The sequence below is a fragment of the Providencia rettgeri genome (genome assembly GCF_013702265.1).
In the GTDB taxonomy this organism is placed as follows: Bacteria; Pseudomonadota; Gammaproteobacteria; order Enterobacterales; family Enterobacteriaceae; genus Providencia; species Providencia zhijiangensis.
In genome coordinates, this window is record NZ_CP059348.1 from 3,038,039 (window position 1) to 3,055,138 (window position 17,100).

At 42.8% G+C, this 17,100-nt stretch carries 13 protein-coding genes; 9 read left to right on the top strand and 4 right to left on the bottom strand.

The features are described 5' to 3' along the window. Positions 1–65 precede the first annotated feature (65 nt). A complete protein-coding gene (gene rimO / locus H0913_RS14000) occupies positions 66–1,400 on the top strand; it encodes a 30S ribosomal protein S12 methylthiotransferase RimO (RefSeq protein ID WP_154600113.1) in 1,335 nt (444 codons plus the stop codon). A 217-nt stretch (positions 1,401–1,617) separates the two neighbouring features. Further along, a complete protein-coding gene (locus H0913_RS14005; RefSeq protein WP_154602392.1) occupies positions 1,618–2,250 on the top strand; it encodes a helix-turn-helix domain-containing protein in 633 nt (210 codons plus the stop codon). Between the two features lie 722 nt (positions 2,251–2,972). Here H0913_RS14005 and H0913_RS14010 read toward each other — a convergent pair. Further along, entirely contained in the window at positions 2,973–3,602 is a 630-nt protein-coding gene (locus H0913_RS14010; RefSeq protein ID WP_181477457.1) for a response regulator transcription factor, read from the bottom strand. Positions 3,603–4,243: 641 nt separating this feature from the next. On the opposite strand from H0913_RS14010, the gene rarD reads away from it, so the two are divergent. Both rarD and purT read left to right on the top strand, forming a co-directional pair. Further along, positions 4,244–5,170, top strand: coding sequence for an EamA family transporter RarD (gene rarD / locus H0913_RS14015; protein WP_154627587.1), 927 nt, complete (start codon positions 4,244–4,246; stop codon positions 5,168–5,170). A 161-nt stretch (positions 5,171–5,331) separates the two neighbouring features. Beyond that, positions 5,332–6,510, top strand: a complete 1,179-nt coding sequence (gene purT, locus H0913_RS14020; protein ID WP_181477458.1) for a formate-dependent phosphoribosylglycinamide formyltransferase — start codon at positions 5,332–5,334, stop codon at positions 6,508–6,510. A gap of 49 nt (positions 6,511–6,559) precedes the next feature. Here the strand turns inward: purT and H0913_RS14025 are convergent, their stop codons facing one another. Continuing rightward, positions 6,560–8,167 carry a GMC family oxidoreductase gene (locus H0913_RS14025; RefSeq protein WP_181477459.1) on the bottom strand — a complete coding sequence of 536 codons (1,608 nt, stop codon included), beginning with the start codon at positions 8,165–8,167 and terminating at the stop codon, positions 6,560–6,562. 359 nt (positions 8,168–8,526) lie between these two features. Between H0913_RS14025 and H0913_RS14030 the strand changes: the two genes are divergently transcribed. The 4 genes from H0913_RS14030 (at position 8,527) to yjiA (ending at position 12,861) form a co-directional block, all read left to right on the top strand. Beyond that, positions 8,527–9,003 carry a WG repeat-containing protein gene (locus H0913_RS14030; protein ID WP_154637772.1) on the top strand — a complete coding sequence of 159 codons (477 nt, stop codon included), beginning with the start codon at positions 8,527–8,529 and terminating at the stop codon, positions 9,001–9,003. Positions 9,004–9,397: 394 nt separating this feature from the next. After that, positions 9,398–11,551, top strand: a complete 2,154-nt coding sequence (locus H0913_RS14035) for a carbon starvation CstA family protein (protein WP_154602398.1) — start codon at positions 9,398–9,400, stop codon at positions 11,549–11,551. A gap of 101 nt (positions 11,552–11,652) precedes the next feature. Next, positions 11,653–11,856: a YbdD/YjiX family protein gene (locus H0913_RS14040; protein WP_154602399.1), complete on the top strand. Its 204-nt coding sequence runs from the start codon at positions 11,653–11,655 to the stop codon at positions 11,854–11,856. A gap of 39 nt (positions 11,857–11,895) precedes the next feature. Further along, positions 11,896–12,861 (top strand): GTPase, encoded by a 966-nt coding sequence (gene yjiA, locus H0913_RS14045; protein ID WP_154602400.1) that lies wholly within the window; start codon positions 11,896–11,898, stop codon positions 12,859–12,861. A 192-nt stretch (positions 12,862–13,053) separates the two neighbouring features. Here the strand turns inward: yjiA and H0913_RS14050 are convergent, their stop codons facing one another. Further along, a complete protein-coding gene (locus tag H0913_RS14050) occupies positions 13,054–14,379 on the bottom strand; it encodes a serine dehydratase subunit alpha family protein (RefSeq protein WP_154602401.1) in 1,326 nt (441 codons plus the stop codon). A gap of 196 nt (positions 14,380–14,575) precedes the next feature. Next, positions 14,576–15,922: an MATE family efflux transporter gene (locus H0913_RS14055; RefSeq protein ID WP_181477460.1), complete on the bottom strand. Its 1,347-nt coding sequence runs from the start codon at positions 15,920–15,922 to the stop codon at positions 14,576–14,578. A gap of 193 nt (positions 15,923–16,115) precedes the next feature. Here H0913_RS14055 and H0913_RS14060 point away from each other — a divergent pair, with 193 nt between their 5' ends. Then, complete coding sequence (locus H0913_RS14060; protein ID WP_154627581.1) at positions 16,116–17,012, top strand: diaminopimelate dehydrogenase; 897 nt, start codon at positions 16,116–16,118, stop codon at positions 17,010–17,012. Positions 17,013–17,100 lie beyond the last annotated feature (88 nt).

Below are 17,100 nucleotides of genomic sequence, written 5' to 3' on the forward strand. Positions count from 1 at the left end.
TATACTTCAGGTAAAATCCAGCCCATTTTTTAAAAAATATCTATAACACAATAAAGAAGTGAGCTATGTCGCAAAATACGAATTCAGTGCCAAAGATTGGCTTTGTTTCGCTTGGCTGTCCAAAAAATCTCGTTGATTCAGAGCGTATCTTAACGGAGCTGCGTACTGATGGTTACCAAGTCGTTCCTAGCTATGACGATGCCGATCTGGTTATCGTGAACACCTGTGGCTTTATTGATAGTGCCGTTCAAGAATCGTTAGAAGCTATCGGCGAAGCGTTGAACGAAAATGGTAAAGTGATTGTGACAGGGTGCCTGGGCGCAAAAGAGAACCAAATCCGTGAAGTTCACCCGAAGGTATTAGAAATTACGGGCCCACATAGTTATGAACAAGTGTTAAATCACGTTCACCACTATGTGCCAAAACCAGAGCATGATCCGTTCTTTAGTTTAGTCCCAGAGCAAGGCGTAAAATTAACGCCAAAACATTACGCTTACTTAAAAATATCGGAAGGCTGTAACCACCGTTGCACTTTCTGCATCATTCCTTCAATGCGTGGTGACTTAGATAGTCGTGCCATTGGCGATGTACTCAATGAAGCCAAACGTTTAGTGGAATCAGGTGTGAAAGAGTTACTGGTGATTTCTCAAGATACGTCTGCTTATGGTGTGGATGTTAAACACCGTACAGGGTTCTGGGATGGTCAGCCAGTAAAAACCAGCATGGTTGGATTATGTGAACAGCTAGCGTCTATGGGCGTTTGGGTTCGTCTGCATTACGTTTATCCATACCCACATGTTGATGATGTGATCCCATTAATGGCCGAAGGTAAAGTTCTGCCTTACTTGGATATTCCATTACAGCACGCCAGCCCGAAAATTTTAAAACTGATGAAACGCCCAGGCGCGGTAGAAAGAACGTTAGAGCGCATCAAACGCTGGCGTGAAATTTGCCCTGAACTAACATTGCGTTCGACGTTTATTGTCGGTTTCCCAGGTGAAACAGAAGAAGATTTCCAGATGCTGTTGGATTTCTTACAAGAAGCGCGATTAGATAGAGTCGGTTGCTTTAAATACAGCCCAGTTGAAGGTGCAAAAGCGAATGAACTGGCTGATCAAGTCCCTGAAGAGATTAAAGAAGAACGTTATCATCGCTTTATGCAGCTTCAGCAAGAGATATCCACTCAGCGCTTACAAGAGAAAGTGGGTCGCGAGCTTTTAGTTATTATCGACGAGGTCGATGACGAAGGTGCTGTAGGCCGTAGTATGGCCGATGCACCAGAAATTGACGGCATGGTGTACCTCAATGGCGAGTTTGATGTGAAAGCAGGGGATATCGTTAAAGTGCTGATTGAGCATGCTGATGAATATGACCTGTGGGGCACCGTTGTTAGTGAATAAAAAATAGGCTATTATCTGGCTCGAAATTTAGCCTGCGGATCACTTTCGCAGGCTTTTTTCGATATAACCCACTGTTTTGGGTTTTTTCTATATTTCAAATACTTGATCTATATCATCCCGCCAAAATCTATCAAATCATAACTTGATCTAGGATATAAAACTTAACTGACAACTTGACATAATCAGAGAGAATACTTATCGAAGAATAAGGCTGATTATGACTATTGATTTTACAATTCCCAAACTCGCACAGCTTACAGAAAAATCTTCATGCTCCATTAATCCGGAGTTATTGATACAACTGGCAAGTGAAGCCATCACAAGTGGCTTATCACCTATCCATGATTTTGACATTGAAGGAATGTTGTTGGATAAATATGGTCAAACCTTATGGTCTAACCGTAAATCAGACAGCAGCACCATGTTACCATCTTGGATATTCTCTCAAATGCAGGTTACTTCGTTAGATGAGCAGCCGATTAACTCACAAGGACATACTTACTATTTCGCCCCTATTTATGATGAAACGCGCTTGCTAGCCACGTTGGTGTTACGTGGGGAGCCAACCAGCAGCAATATATTGTTAGCACTCACTCTTACCCTAGGGCGAGAAATCAGTGAAAAGTTGAAGTGTCACTTTTACTGGCAAAAACTTTCAGAGAAGACTCTCGGACATAATCTGTTCCATGACTTGAACATTCATGAAGTGGAAAAAGCGTTAATTATCGAAGCCGCACTGGCTTACGGCGGAAAAATTCAGGAGATGCATCAAGCGTTAAATATGGGACGTACGACACTGTGGCGCAAGTTGAAGCAGTATCAGATTGATATTCGCGAATACAAGCTATAATCCCAATAAAAACAGCCCAGCCAATAAAAAAGCTTCTACTGGTTTTCTGCAGCAATGCTGAAAACGTTCGAAGCATTCAAATCACACAGCCTTACGGTAATCACTAAGCCCAACTATCAATGCATATTGATTGCGGGCTCAGTCACGCCTTGCAGCGAAACGAAAGAGAAGAAATGAAAAAGAGCTAAGATTATCAACCTATCTTGTCGATAAGTATGTTGATCTCAGTACGTTTTTTTTTAGGAATTGGTTTTAATTTGATGTTATAGATTTTTATTTCATTGAATACACATACTCACAGTTAGAGTAAATGGCTATGGGGATATATATAGATTTATATTTTATTTTAAACTAAATATATTAATCTTACATTTAGCTATAAATGCGATTTTTTTATTAATAACCAGAGTAACAGTTTCCTTGTATAAAAATGATAGTGCAATTTATTTAATTTTCCACTATTGATTAAGAAATAGTTATTTTAGGGTGATAAATTAATAAAGCGAAATAAAGTGCATAATCGTTATGCTAAGTTTGATAGTGAAAAATAGTTAACCGAATAGTTAAATGGATAGTTAAGTTAAATGATTAAACTAAATCGTTATCTAAATAAAAATCTAAATTTAATTATATTTTTCTGGATGATCATCGAGGATGAAAAAATGCCTAATGATTTTTTGATAAACCATTAGGCAGGAAGGGTGTCTGGTGAATAAAGATAATTAAGCGTTTGCAGAATAAGTATTAATATATTCATACTCTTGGATTAATTGAGGCAGTGATTTTATTCCTAGTTTTGTATAAATATTTGAACGGTGTACTTCTACGGTTCTTGGTGATAATGATAGTTTTTCAGCCGTTTCTCTGCTGGTGTTCCCGTCTAAAATCATGTCCATGATTTCACGCTCTCTTGCAGAAAGACGGTCGAATTTATCGGCTAAATAGATATATTTTTTATGATTTTCATTTTGTTTATCAAAGTGTTCATTAGCTCCTTGAATAGCGCTTAGAAACACTCTGTCATCAAATGGAAATGCATAGAAATCAAAGGCTCCAGCCTTGAAACAGTCTCTGCATAGTGCCGCGGAAGGTTCTTCTGCGATGACGATAACAGGGACAACGGCTAAAGATTGAGTAAGGTTTTTTAATTTATTAATATGACTTGAGTTATTGCCTACGAATAATAAAACACAATCCTTTGCATTCTCTTCTTTAGGGTAAGTATAAGTACTAATAAATACCTCTTCGTCATTATAGAATTTAAAAATAAAATCAAAAGATTCCATCTTTGATTTCAGTTTATTCTTAAAGACATGATCGTTTTCAACGATTACATGAATGGCGCTATTCATCACCAAACTCCTGTTAAACGGATTTGACATTCAAATTAACGTAGTTTAATAGAATGAGAATAATTTACCGATGAAAATGGCAATATATTTTCAACTATTCTTTTTTATAGATTATTGCTGAACGTAATTGATATTAAAAAAAGTACTAGCCTAATTTTAATATAAAAAAGAAACAAAAGTTAAAGTATGTGTCAAAACGTAACATCTGTTTAATGTTTTGTAACAAGATAGAGTTTTAAGCTTGTCTTACGATTATTATGTTTTCTAGATAACATGAAAATAATGTTATTTAGCTAAGTAATAATATCGCAAAATGTTAGTCATAAAAAGCACTATTAGCAATTTTATGAAATTTAATTAATCATCCGCCTTGATATTTTTTATCTGTTTTTATGTTTTGTGATGTAGTTATTAAAATTCGCTCCGTAAAATTGCAATGCACTCTAAAAAAGTGAGTGAATACACGTAATGATTTCCTTAAAAGATATTGCACTATAGGTTTTCATATCATTAATAAAAGTGTTTAGTGTGAATAAATTGGTCGATAACCTTAGTGATAGTTTGCACTTCAACCTATTATCTTTCCGTTATTGGCGTATTATAGAGAAGAAAAATCAACCACACTTTCATACGGATAAATTATGTTGCTGCGTTCCGGGGTAGCATTAGCTATCTTTTCTTATATTCTTTGGGGGATAACCCCGCTGTTTTATCGGTTACTTCCAGATGCTCAAGCCATGGAATTACTGGCGCAACGATTGATTTGGTCTCTTCCGTTCTTATTTTTTATTCGGTTGCTTATCAAGAATAAATCCCTGTGGAAACAAGTGTGGGCAGATAAACGTTCAATTGTGCTATGTTTTTTTAGCTCCTCGATTATGGCGGTGTCGTGGACAACCTTCACTTATGCTTTAACCCATGGACAAGTACTGGCTGCGAGCTTGGGTTATTTTATTAATCCCTTATTTTCCATTTTGCTTGGTGTGATTTTCTTGCGAGAGCGTTTAGTCTTCGCTGAAAAGCTTGCGGTTGTGTTTATTTTCTCCGGTGTTGCCTACCAAATCATTCAATATGGAGAACTACCCGTTTTAGCCTTAGTGATGGGAAGCGCCTTTGCGGTTTATGGTTTGATCCGTAAATTTATTCGTTTTGATGTTATCACCTCGCTGTTTTTAGAGGCGCTCTGGTTATTACCCCTAGCGGTAGGTATTACATGGTGGTTATCCGCACATGGAATGAGCGCGGTAGAAAATGGTGATTGGCAAACCAAAGTGTTGTACATGTTGGCGGCACCTGTGACTATCATTCCATTGCTCTTTTTCACGGCAGCGATTAAACGCACCACATTAACGGTGATTGGTTTAGCACAATATATAGAGCCAACAATTCAATTCTTGTTAGCCGTTTTCCTGTTTAATGAAATTTTCGATTGGGTCAAAGGTGTCAGCTTCACCTTGATTTGGATTGGCCTACTGTTTTGTGTGTTAGCGCTGCTTCATAAACGCTATGGCAAAGGTGCGCGCCGCCAACCTTATGTGACCGGGCGAGATGAACCTCCTCAAATTTAACCTGTGATTTTAATCAATTAGCCTGTTTACGGAGAATACCGTCAGCAGGCTGCGCTTCTATTATGGTCAAAGCAAACGATTGCGTATATAATCCCTGCCATCTTTTTAGACATTATCTTTTATGTAGCAGCATTTATCTCTGGGGATATAAGGTCATTATCATGAGCCAATTAGGTACTGCACTTTGTTCTAGCGCGACAAAAGTTATGCTTCTCGGTTCGGGGGAGTTAGGTAAAGAAGTGGCGATTGAGTGCCAGCGTTTGGGTATTGAAGTGATTGCGGTGGATCGCTATGACAACGCACCCGCGATGCATGTTGCTCATCGTAGCTACACCATTAATATGTTGGATGGTGAAGCACTACGCCAACTTGTTGCGAGCGAGAAACCGGATTTTATCGTGCCTGAGATTGAAGCGATTGCCACCAAAACGTTGGTGGAACTCGAAAAGCAAGGTCAAAAAGTCGTGCCATCTGCTAATGCGGTTTACTTAACCATGAACCGTGAAGGGATCCGCCGTTTAGCAGCTGAAGAGCTACAGCTCCCAACCTCTGAATACCGCTTCGTGGAAACGAAAGCGGATTTTGAAGCCTCAGCCCATGAAATTGGCTTTCCCTGCATTGTAAAACCAGTCATGAGCTCGTCGGGGAAAGGGCAGAGCATCATTCGCTCCGCGGAGCAGCTTGATAGTGCGTGGAATTATTCCCAAGAAGGCGGGCGTACAGGTCAAGGGCGCGTGATTGTTGAAAAAATGGTGAATTTCGATTTTGAAATTACCTTATTAACCATTAGCGCGGCAGACGGTGTGCATTTCTGCGCACCAGTGGGGCATCGCCAAGAGAAAGGCGATTATCGCGAGTCTTGGCAGCCGCAAGCGATGAGTGACATTGCTTTGCAAAAAGCGCAGGATGTGGCGAAGAAAATTGTCACCGCTTTAGGTGGATACGGCTTATTTGGTGTGGAGCTGTTTGTCTGTGGCGATGAGATCATTTTCAACGAAGTCTCTCCTCGCCCTCATGACACAGGCATGGTGACGTTAATTTCTCAAAACCTATCTGAATTCGCATTACATGTCCGCGCGTTCTTAGGCTTACCGATTGGCACTGTTCGCCAGTATGGGGCTAGCGCATCGGCCGTGATTTTACCAGAGCTGCATAGCCGGAATGTAGTTTTTTCGGGCATTCATGAGGCACTTGGTTCTGATATTCAATTGCGTTTATTTGGCAAACCGGAAATTTCGGGGACTCGTCGTTTAGGTGTGGCGCTCGCGGTCGGAGATTCGATTGAGCAAGCCCTAGATATGGCAAAAACAGCGGCGGCTCGAGTGAAAGTAACAGGCTAGTGATTATCCCCCGCCATGCTGGGTTTAGGCGGGGGGCTTTTTAGGGGGATTATTGCCTATCTTCAATAATCATCGCGGCTGCGCGTTCCGCAATCATGATGGTTGGCGCATTGGTATTGCCACTTGGGATTTCTGGCATCACAGAACAATCCACCACACGTAGTTTGTTGATCCCATGAACGCGAAGACGTAAATCCGTGACGGAATTTGCGGTATCGGTTCCCATACGGCAAGTGCCAACAGGGTGATAAACCGTTTTACAGAAATTACGCACAAACTCTTCTAATTGCTCCTCATCATGCTGAACTTGGGCTGGTGGCATCAATGTATTTTTACTGACAGCTTGCAATGATGGCTGGCTTAATACCTCTAAACCGAATTTCACCGCACGTTTACAACCTGCCATATCTTCTGGTTCAGCCAAGTAATTGGCGTGAATTTTTAACGGATCTTGCGGGTTTTGGCTACGCAGTAAAATTTCCCCGCGAGACTTAGGTTGTAAGTAACCGACTTTCAGTGAAAAACCGTGAGCGGCAGGTAGCGGCTCCCCCGGTACATCATCCCAGCTATCTAAAATAGGTAAAAAGTGAATTTGCACATCTGGGCGACCTTGGTTGCAACTGTCTTTAAAGGCGGCGCCTTCTAAAACGTTCGAGGCGAGTAGCCCACTGCGAAATGCCATCCACTCAAAACCATGTTTGATAGCGGCAAAGCCTTGGTCGGCACCAAATAAGCTGATAGGCTCTTTGGTGGTGACGTTGATGGACATATGCAAATGGTCGTGAAAGTTTTTGCCCACGGGTAAATTCGCTACGGTTTTGATCCCTAAAGAAGAAAGGTGTTCTTCAGGGCCGATACCAGAGAGCATCAATAACTTCGCTGATCCCATTGCGCCGGAGCAAACTAGCACTTCTTCTCGCGCTAGGGCTTCGACTTCGTGACCATTTTTACCTTGGTAAGCCACGCCAACCGCTTGCCCATCGCGGATAATAATGCGATTAACTTGGGTATTAAGTTTGAGAGTTAAACGCTCGCTATTTGCCACTGATTTCAAATAGGTTTTGGAGGTGCTTGCTCTTTCCCCATTGTGTGTGGTGGTTTGATAGAAACTGGTTCCTTGTTGGCTCTCTCCATTAAGGTCATTAACGTAAGGTAAACCATGTTCTTGAGCCGCTTGAATGAATGCCATAGAAAGTGGATGGCGATAACGGTTTTCACTGACGGGAAGAGGTCCTTCAGTGCCGTGGTATTCTCCGGTTAAACTTTCATTGCGTTCGGCTTTTTTAAACCACGGTAGGACATATTGATAACCCCAGCCTTCGCATCCGTACTTTTGTTCCCAGTTATCATAATCCTGTTTTTGCCCGCGAATGTAGATCATGCCATTGACTGAACTGCTGCCCCCGAGCACGCGACCTTGAGCAATTTGCATTTTGCGGTTGTTGGCGTGAGGTTCTGGTTCGGTTTCATAGGGCCAACTTTTTTGGGCAATAATTTTTGCTACACCAGCAGGCATACGGATAAACATGTGGTTATCGCTACCGCCCGCTTCAATAAGTAGCACGCGAGCTTGGGTTTCTTGGATCAGGCGTGCGGCGAGAACACAACCTGCGGAGCCTGCACCGACAATAATATAGTCATATTTTTGTGTGCTCATTTCATTTCCTCATTGAAATTAACATTCAATCATCATTTGGTTAACAATAACGCCTTTGGGTTATTAATGTATAAATAATGTTCTGTTAGTGTGATTCGCTTCAAAAATAATTTCCTATGTAACTATTTTTTAGTTTTATCTAATTATTGTTATTTAAAAGGAAAATATTAATTTCATAATTTTTTAGTCTTGTTTTTAATTTTATTAATAAGTTAATGTTTTATTGATTGGGTTATTCTTAGTGAAAAATAGTGCGAACGAAAAAGACGCATAGAAAAGAATTGCGTGATTATCTGATACCCATTAGGAATGCTTTAAGGGATGCTGGGCGCCTAATAAAATGAGAGGCGCCTTTACGAATGAAAGCGATACTAATAAAAAGCATGCTGATGAGTTCTGTGTTGACGACGATGGCAGCTGCCATGCCACTCGAAGAACAGTTTCAGTTAATGGCAGAAGAAGAAAGTGAAAAAATCCGCTGCTTTGAACCTTCTTCACCTTTCCTGTATTGCCTTAAAGGAAGCGTATATACAAAAGGTGGCATCAGGCTCGTGGATAAGCAGGATAATGAAGTGTATCAGTTTTACTATTTTGATAATGGTCTTGACCCTGCGAGTGAAGGGCTATACCGAATTCGTCAGGGGGAAAAAATAGGTTATGCCAACGCACAAACTGGAGAGATTGTGATTGAGCCGATTTATGATTGTGCATATCCATTCGAAAACGGTAAAGCCAAGGTCGGCGAGAAGTGTGAGCGGCAAACCGACGGAGAACATAGCTGGTGGATTGGGGGAGAATGGCAAGAAATTGTTAATCCGCTCAAGGGGGGGAATTAGCGTTTTATTCATGTATTACCCTCTGGGATTTAACAAAAGTCACAATTTAAACATGATTTTAAAAATTGCTTAACTTATTGAAATGGAAAATATTTGATACTCAGATCACATTTTTTGAGGGTTGGGCGACGCTTGAAAACCATTCACTGCAAAAAACTAACCGCTTAATTCTGTATGCCACCACTCAAGGTAACTTTTCGCTTTTCCTGATAGTAATTTCTTACCATACCCACTATGGCAGAACTCAATTTTTCACATTCAAAATCATTCAACCACTGCCTATTAAAAAATCATTTGTTATTCATCGAAAACGACTAAAAACAACGTTTTCGCAGTTTAATAAACGGTAATTACGTATTAATGGCATGTTCGTTCTACCTCAGAAGGGTGTTCTATGAACAAAAATGGTATTTTAAAACACATTCCATGGATGATCCTCGGGATCATCGGTGCAATCTGTTTAGGGGTTGTCGCGCTAAGACGCGGCGAGCACATTAGTGCATTATGGATCGTCGTCGCATCAGTGGCGGTGTATCTGATTGCTTATCGCTACTACAGCTTATATATCGCTAAAAAAGTGATGAAGCTGGACGAAACGCGTGCTACACCAGCGGTCATTAATAATGACGGCTTAAACTATGTTCCAACCAATAAAAACGTTCTGTTTGGTCACCACTTTGCGGCTATCGCAGGGGCGGGTCCATTAGTTGGACCAGTATTGGCGGCTCAGGTGGGTTACTTACCGGGAACATTGTGGCTACTGGCAGGGGTTGTCCTTGCGGGGGCGGTACAGGACTTTATGGTGCTGTTTATCTCCTCACGCCGTAACGGTGCATCCCTTGGTGAGATAGTTAAAGAAGAATTGGGTCCGATCCCAGGTACGCTAGCACTGTTTGGCTGCTTCTTAATTATGATCATCATCCTCGCCGTATTGGCGCTGATCGTGGTTAAAGCACTGGCAGAAAGCCCATGGGGTGTCTTTACGGTTTGCTCCACTGTGCCGATTGCGCTCTTTATGGGGATATACATGCGCTATATCCGACCGGGACGTGTGGGTGAAATTGCCGTTATCGGTATTGCACTGTTAGTCGCTTCTATTTGGTTTGGTGGTGTGATTGCACACGACCCTTACTGGGGCCCAGCACTGACCTTTAAAGATACAACTATTACTTATGCTTTAGTCGGTTATGCGTTTGTTTCCGCGTTACTGCCTGTATGGCTGATTTTGGCGCCTCGTGACTACTTAGCTACATTCCTGAAAATCGGGGTTATCGTTGGTTTAGCAGTGGGTATTGTTATCCTTAACCCTGAACTGAAAATGCCAGCGGTGACGCAGTTTGTTGATGGTTCTGGTCCAGTTTGGAAAGGTACACTGTTCCCATTCCTGTTTATCACCATTGCGTGTGGTGCGGTATCCGGTTTCCACGCCTTAATCTCTTCAGGTACGACGCCAAAACTGTTAGCGAACGAGAAAGACGCGCGTTACATCGGCTACGGTGCGATGTTAATGGAATCTTTCGTGGCTATCATGGCGCTAGTGGCCGCTTCTATCATCGAGCCAGGTCTGTACTTTGCAATGAACACTCCACCATCAGCATTAGGTATCACTATGCCTAACCTGCATGAGCTGGGTGGCCCTGATGGCGCGGCAATTATGGCACAACTGAAAGATGTGTCTGTTCATGCAGCAGCAACGGTCAGTTCATGGGGCTTTGTGATTTCCCCTGAACAAATTATGCAAACAGCGACAGATATTGGTGAACCTTCGATTCTGAACCGTGCCGGTGGTGCGCCAACCTTAGCTGTCGGTATTGCATTTGTATTCCACGAAATTATGCCTGCTGCCAATATGGGCTTCTGGTATCACTTCGGTATCCTGTTTGAAGCACTGTTTATCTTAACGGCACTGGATGCGGGTACCCGTTCTGGCCGCTTTATGCTGCAAGATTTACTGGGTAACTTCGTGCCATTCCTGAAGAAAACCGACTCTCTGTTTGCTGGGATCATCGGTACAGCTGGATGCGTAGGTTTATGGGGTTATTTACTGTATCAAGGCGTTGTTGACCCACTGGGCGGCGTTAAGAGCTTGTGGCCACTGTTCGGTATCTCCAACCAGATGCTGGCAGCGGTAGCGTTAGTCCTGAGTACGGTTGTATTGATTAAGATGAAACGCAGTAAATACATCTTAGTCACTGTGTTACCAGCGGTATGGTTATTAATCTGTACCACATGGGCTCTGGGACTGAAATTATTCAGCGATAATCCTCAACTTGAAGGTTTCTTATACTTAGCGAAATCTTACAAAGAGAAAATCGCCGCGGGTGGTGCTGAGTTAACGGCACAAGAAATTACTAATATGAATCACATTATTATTAATAACTACACTAACGCGGGTCTGAGTATTCTGTTCTTAGTGGTGGTTTACGGTATTATCTTCTACGGTATCCGTGTGGGAATGAAAGCCCATAAAAACCCAAATCGTACAGATAAAGAAACCCCTTATGTTCCTGTTCCTAAAGAGGGTGTGAAAGTGTCATCTTCACACTAAGAGCAGAATAATGCATCGAGTTAAGTTTCACTCGAAACAGTAAGGGAAGCCCGACATTGTACGAAAATGCAGTGTCGGGCATTTTGCCTTTGGAGATGGTTATGTTTGGAAACTTGGGTAAAACTGGTAAATATTTAGGGCAGGCCGCGCGTATGCTGGTGGGGATCCCCGACTACGATACTTACGTGCAGCACATGAAAGATAATCACCCCGATAAACCTGTGATGACCTATAAAGAGTTTTTTCGTGAACGACAAGATGCTCGCTACGGCGGCAATGGTAAAGGCGGATTTCGCTGCTGTTAACGAACTTTCTTATCAATGAATGGCATGATGAGGGCAATAATGAAACCAATCAATGTAACGATTTTAACGGGCTTTTTGGGGGCAGGAAAAACCACGCTATTGAGCCACATTCTCAACGCGGAGCATGGCCATAAAATTGCCGTGATCGAAAACGAGTTCGGCGAAGTTCCTATCGATAATGCGTTGATTGGCGACCGTGCCACGCAAATCACCACCTTAAGTAATGGCTGTATTTGTTGCAGTCGTTCTAATGAATTAGAAAATGCGCTGTTGGATTTATTGGATGGTTTAGACAGCGGCAAACTCGATTTTGAGCGTTTAGTGATTGAGTGTACGGGAATGGCCGATCCTGGTCCGATTACACAAACATTTTTCTCTCATGAAGTGCTGTGCGAGCGTTATTTATTGGATGGCATTATTACTTTGGTGGATGCAGTTCATGCCGATAAGCAGCTTAATGATTTCGCCATTGCCCAAGCGCAAATTGGTTATGCTGACCGAATCCTTCTCACCAAAACCGATATTGAGCCAAATACCGATGCGTTGATTGAGCGTTTGCAGCGCATTAATGCCCGAGCACCGATTTATCCAGTGGTTCATGGGGATATTAATTTAGATTTGCTGCTAGATATTGAAGGCTTTTTGTTGGATTCAAAACTCAATGTTAAGCAACCGACGTTCCGTTTTGCGCCTAAGCAGCAAAATGAGGTGGGGTCGATTGTGCTGGAGTTTGATTATCCGGTTGAGTTGATGGCCGTCTCCCAAGTGATGGAAGATTTATTACTCGGTTTTGCAGATAATTTATTACGCTATAAGGGAATTTTGTCCATTATCGACGAACCAAAGCGCCTGTTATTCCAAGGCGTCCAGCGCCTGTATAGCGCCGATTGGGACAGAGATTGGGGTGAAGATGAAACGCGCAGCAGCGTCCTCGTTTTCATCGGCATCGATCTCCCTGAAGCCGAAATCCGCGAAAAATTCGCTGCACTAGAAACCAGAAATTAAAAATCAGCAGTCAGAATAAAATCAGAAAGTAAAATTAAATTCAAAGTCATCAGAAGCCAGAATAAAATTCAGAAATCAAAATTAAACTCAAAGTTATTAGCGCTGAAGGAAGGCGACAAACGCCAGCTATCCCTAGGAGCATACAATAGTATGTGACTAGGGTAGCTAAGAGAAGTCAACGCACCAGCAGCGTTAAGAACGAAGAGTTTTGGAGGACATTATTTCTATGATTTGGACATCCGTATGCCGCATTGAGCCCGCCGCCAACGAACACAAATTCGCAATCGACTGATCCACATCATCCGACACAATTCCGTCCGAGCCTCTTACGCAGCTATTATCTAGTGCCATCAGTACGGCTTTGTATGCCGCACTCGCACTGGTGGAGACTTTCATTGCACAGCTGTTGGATGCCCCATCACAGATCATGCCGCTGACGTCGCCGATCATGCTTGAGATTGCCATTGCGACCACTTCATAGCGAGCTTCCAATAACCATGCAATCCCAGCAGCAGCACCCATTGCTGCGGTGGTTGCCGCACATAATGCAGAAAGCGCAGGCAGTTGGTTATGAATATAAATGGCCATTAAATGGGAGAGCATCAGCGCACGAGCTAACTGTTCTTCGGTAGATTGCAGATAATCTGCGGTGACAACGACCGGCATAGTAGCTGCAATACCTTGGTTACCGGAACCGGAATTACTCATGGCGGGCAATACCGCACCGCCCATACGTGCATCAGAGGCTGCCGTTGTGCGGATCATAATTTCGGATAATAAATCTTTGGACAATAAACCGCGGTCACGTTGAGCCTGCAACGTTTTACCAATATGCAGGCCGTAGCTATTGCGCAAACCTTCTTGAGATAACGCATCATTTAAGTGTGCGGCTTCAAGAATGAAACGAATATCGTCTAATGGTGCTTGAGTTGCGAACTCATAAACCGCTTTAGCAGTGACTTTCGGTAAGCTGACATCGGTACCACAATCAACGGGATCCCGGGTTTCTGTTTTATTCTCAGTAATATCGAACAGAACCTGATCACCATGGATAATTTTGACAATATGCGTGTGAGAGCCTGCGATGATCACCGTGGCAGAATCATTGTCGCTGTAGGCTGTCGCTTCTGAATAAACAACATCATCACAAGGGGATTTAATATCAACGGTGATGGAACCGTCCGCGAGCATCGCTTTACTGCGTGCAATTGCTTCAGGTGATGCTGATTTTAATACTTCTAACCCAGCGTCGGCATCACCACCCACTGCGCCTAGCGCCGCGGCAATCGGTAATCCCACCATTCCTGTTCCCGGAACGGTGACGCCCATACCATTTTTCATGAGATTAGGGGAAACAAATGCGGCAACGCGGATCACTGGCGATGACAGATAAGACGCTGCTTTTGCCGCTGCATAAGCAAGGGAAATGGGTTCAGTACAACCCAGAGCAGGTTTAACGTCTTGTTTGACGGCATTGATAAAATATTGCCAGAGAAGTTCTTCAGTTTGCGTTGCCATGGTGATATCCCTAAAAGTCATGTGGTGATGGAATTATTCTAATGAAGAGGACGGAGAAAAACTTCACAATGTTTATGGATAAATGGGGATGAGAGAGAAAATTTATCTCTAATATGATTTGTTTGGGGTAAATATTTTTAAATATGATGCCGATCACAAAAATCCTACCTATTTTCATAGGTAGGATACGGTGAGCTTAGCTTTCTAAATCGAGGCGTTTACTTTGCCATTTACGTGAACGCCAGCGCCACGCATTGGTGAGCCCGCGAACCCACTCATCGACAAAGAATCCAATCCAGATACCGATTAACCCCATTTCCATTTTTATTCCAAGGAAGTAGCCTAATGGAATGGCGATCCCCCACATAAAGAGTACGGCGGTTAATAATGGGAATTTCGCATCACCAGAGGCACGAAGGGCGTTTACCATGACGATGTTGATAGTACGTCCCGGCTCTAAGAATACGGATAATAAGAAAATTGGCAGCAATAACTGAATGATGCCTTGATCGTCCGTTAAGCTTTCGAGGATGGGTGCGCGGAATAACCAGAACACAAACACCACGCCGATAGTGACGTAAAAGCCCCATTTCAAACTTTTAAACGCACGGCGATAGGCATCTTCAAAGCGCTTTGCGCCCACTAAATGCCCGACCATAATCTCATTACCAATACTGATGGAAATTCCAAACAGCATAATAAATAGCGAAAGTTGGAAATAGAGGGTTTGGGCAGCAAGGGCAGTTTCACCCATTAAGCCGATAAAGGCGGATGCGGTCATAAAGTGCAGGATCCACACCAAGTTTTCGCCTGCGGCAGGTAAACCAATATGCAATATTTTGCTGAGCATTTTACTGGACCAACGGATCAGCATCATTGGGGTAAATTTGATTCTTAGCCCATAGAACAGCAGGCAGAACAGTAAAATGACCGCCACAACGCGTCCAACCACCGTTGACCATGCAACGCCTTCCAGACCATATTGCGGTAAACCAAAGAAGCCATACAGCACAATCATATTACCAATCACGGTAATGATGTTGGCAATCAGAGTGACCCACATCGCTGGCTGAGCTTTACCATAAACGCGTAAACAAGCCGCGAGAATGATGGAGATCGCTTCTGGAATTAAACAGATCCCCAAAATGTGTAAATATGCGTACCCATCATCCATTAAGTGGGATGGGGTATTCATAATGCTCAGAATTTTGTAGCCAAAAAAGAGCGCAATTAAGGCGCTGGAGAAACCTAATATAAAGTTAAAGGCGATGGAAATATGAATCGCTTGGCTGGCTTTATCACGGCGACCTGCCCCCAGATATTGGGCGATAACGACGCTACATCCCACGCTAATAAAGTTAAAGATAGTAATAAATAGGTCAAAAACCTGATTCCCGACCCCCATTGCAGCAAGGTAGGCCGTCGATACATGGCTCACCATGTAGGTATTAATTAATAAGGTGGCCAAATGAAGGAAAATATCAATAAAGATTGGCCAACTGAGGGAATAGAGTGACCTCTCAGTGACATCGGGCTGATGCATTAAGAACCTTTGTATTCGTTGAAATTAGAGAAAAGAACGAGATTTGCTCGGATTCTACCTCTAATTGATAAAGTAACCTAGTAATAAAAGCCGGAACTTTTTAGATAATTAAGCTTTGTTTAATCTATATAAATTTGTTATTGATATGCATCTTGTATTTGAAATATGACATCAGAATGACCGAGGAGTCACAATGACAAAAATTAAAACAGCAATAGTGGGTTACGGCAATATAGGTCGTTATGCACTAGAAGCTGTTCAAGCCGCTGATGATTTCGAATTAGTCGGAATTGTACGTCGTAATACCCAAGATATTCCAGCGGAATTGGCCGGATATAACGTGGTTGATGACATCGAAAAATTAGATGGCGTGGATGTTGCGTTACTTTGTTCCCCTACACGTGCTATCGGAACTTTAGCAGAGAAAATCTTAAGCCTAGGGATTAATACCGTAGATAGCTTCGATGTGCACTCTGATATCGTGGCATTAAAACACCAGCTTGATAGCGTCGCGAAGAAGCATAACAGTGTGTCAATTGTATCGGCAGGCTGGGATCCGGGTTCAGACTCCATCATGCGTACGCTGATGTTAGCAATGGCACCAAAAGGGGTGACTTACACTAACTTTGGCCCAGGTATGAGTATGGGGCATAGCGTTGCGGCGAAAGCAGTTGATGGCGTGAAAGATGCACTTTCAGTCACTATCCCTCTAGGTACTGGCGTCCATCGTCGTATGGTGTATGTTGAGCTGGAAGCGGGTGCAAAGTTTGATGATGTGGTGCGCGCAATCAAGCAAGATAGTTATTTCTCTTCCGATGAAACGCATATTCGCCAAGTGGATAGCATTGATGCATTAAAAGATGTGGGACACGGTGTTCAAATGACCCATAAAGGGGTTTCTGGTGCGACACACAATCAGTTATTCGAATACTCAATGCGTATCAATAACCCTGCATTAACGTCGCAGTTTATGGTATCTGCCGCACGTGCAACCATGAAACAGCCTGCGGGGGCGTATACCGTCATTGAAATTCCACCGGTGAATTTCCTGCAAGGTGATTTAGATAGCTTAATCGCTAAGCTGGTTTAATTTTCAAATAGCGTTAATCACTGATTAATGGTGTGCAGCATAATGAATAGCATTGTGACTGCGTGCCATTTTCTCTCCTCGCTTTTTA

Excerpts from the sequence above, each read along its gene's own strand:
- rimO (WP_154600113.1), top strand. The coding sequence starts at position 66 with ATGTCGCAAAATACGAATTCAGTGCCAAAGATTGGCTTTGTTTCGCTT.
- H0913_RS14005 (WP_154602392.1), top strand. The coding sequence starts at position 1,618 with ATGACTATTGATTTTACAATTCCCAAACTCGCACAGCTTACAGAAAAA.
- H0913_RS14010 (WP_181477457.1), bottom strand. The coding sequence starts at position 3,602 with ATGAATAGCGCCATTCATGTAATCGTTGAAAACGATCATGTCTTTAAG.
- rarD (WP_154627587.1), top strand. The coding sequence starts at position 4,244 with ATGTTGCTGCGTTCCGGGGTAGCATTAGCTATCTTTTCTTATATTCTT.
- purT (WP_181477458.1), top strand. The coding sequence starts at position 5,332 with ATGAGCCAATTAGGTACTGCACTTTGTTCTAGCGCGACAAAAGTTATG.
- H0913_RS14025 (WP_181477459.1), bottom strand. The coding sequence starts at position 8,167 with ATGAGCACACAAAAATATGACTATATTATTGTCGGTGCAGGCTCCGCA.
- H0913_RS14030 (WP_154637772.1), top strand. The coding sequence starts at position 8,527 with ATGAAAGCGATACTAATAAAAAGCATGCTGATGAGTTCTGTGTTGACG.
- H0913_RS14035 (WP_154602398.1), top strand. The coding sequence starts at position 9,398 with ATGAACAAAAATGGTATTTTAAAACACATTCCATGGATGATCCTCGGG.
- H0913_RS14040 (WP_154602399.1), top strand. The coding sequence starts at position 11,653 with ATGTTTGGAAACTTGGGTAAAACTGGTAAATATTTAGGGCAGGCCGCG.
- yjiA (WP_154602400.1), top strand. The coding sequence starts at position 11,896 with ATGAAACCAATCAATGTAACGATTTTAACGGGCTTTTTGGGGGCAGGA.
- H0913_RS14050 (WP_154602401.1), bottom strand. The coding sequence starts at position 14,379 with ATGGCAACGCAAACTGAAGAACTTCTCTGGCAATATTTTATCAATGCC.
- H0913_RS14055 (WP_181477460.1), bottom strand. The coding sequence starts at position 15,922 with ATGCATCAGCCCGATGTCACTGAGAGGTCACTCTATTCCCTCAGTTGG.
- H0913_RS14060 (WP_154627581.1), top strand. The coding sequence starts at position 16,116 with ATGACAAAAATTAAAACAGCAATAGTGGGTTACGGCAATATAGGTCGT.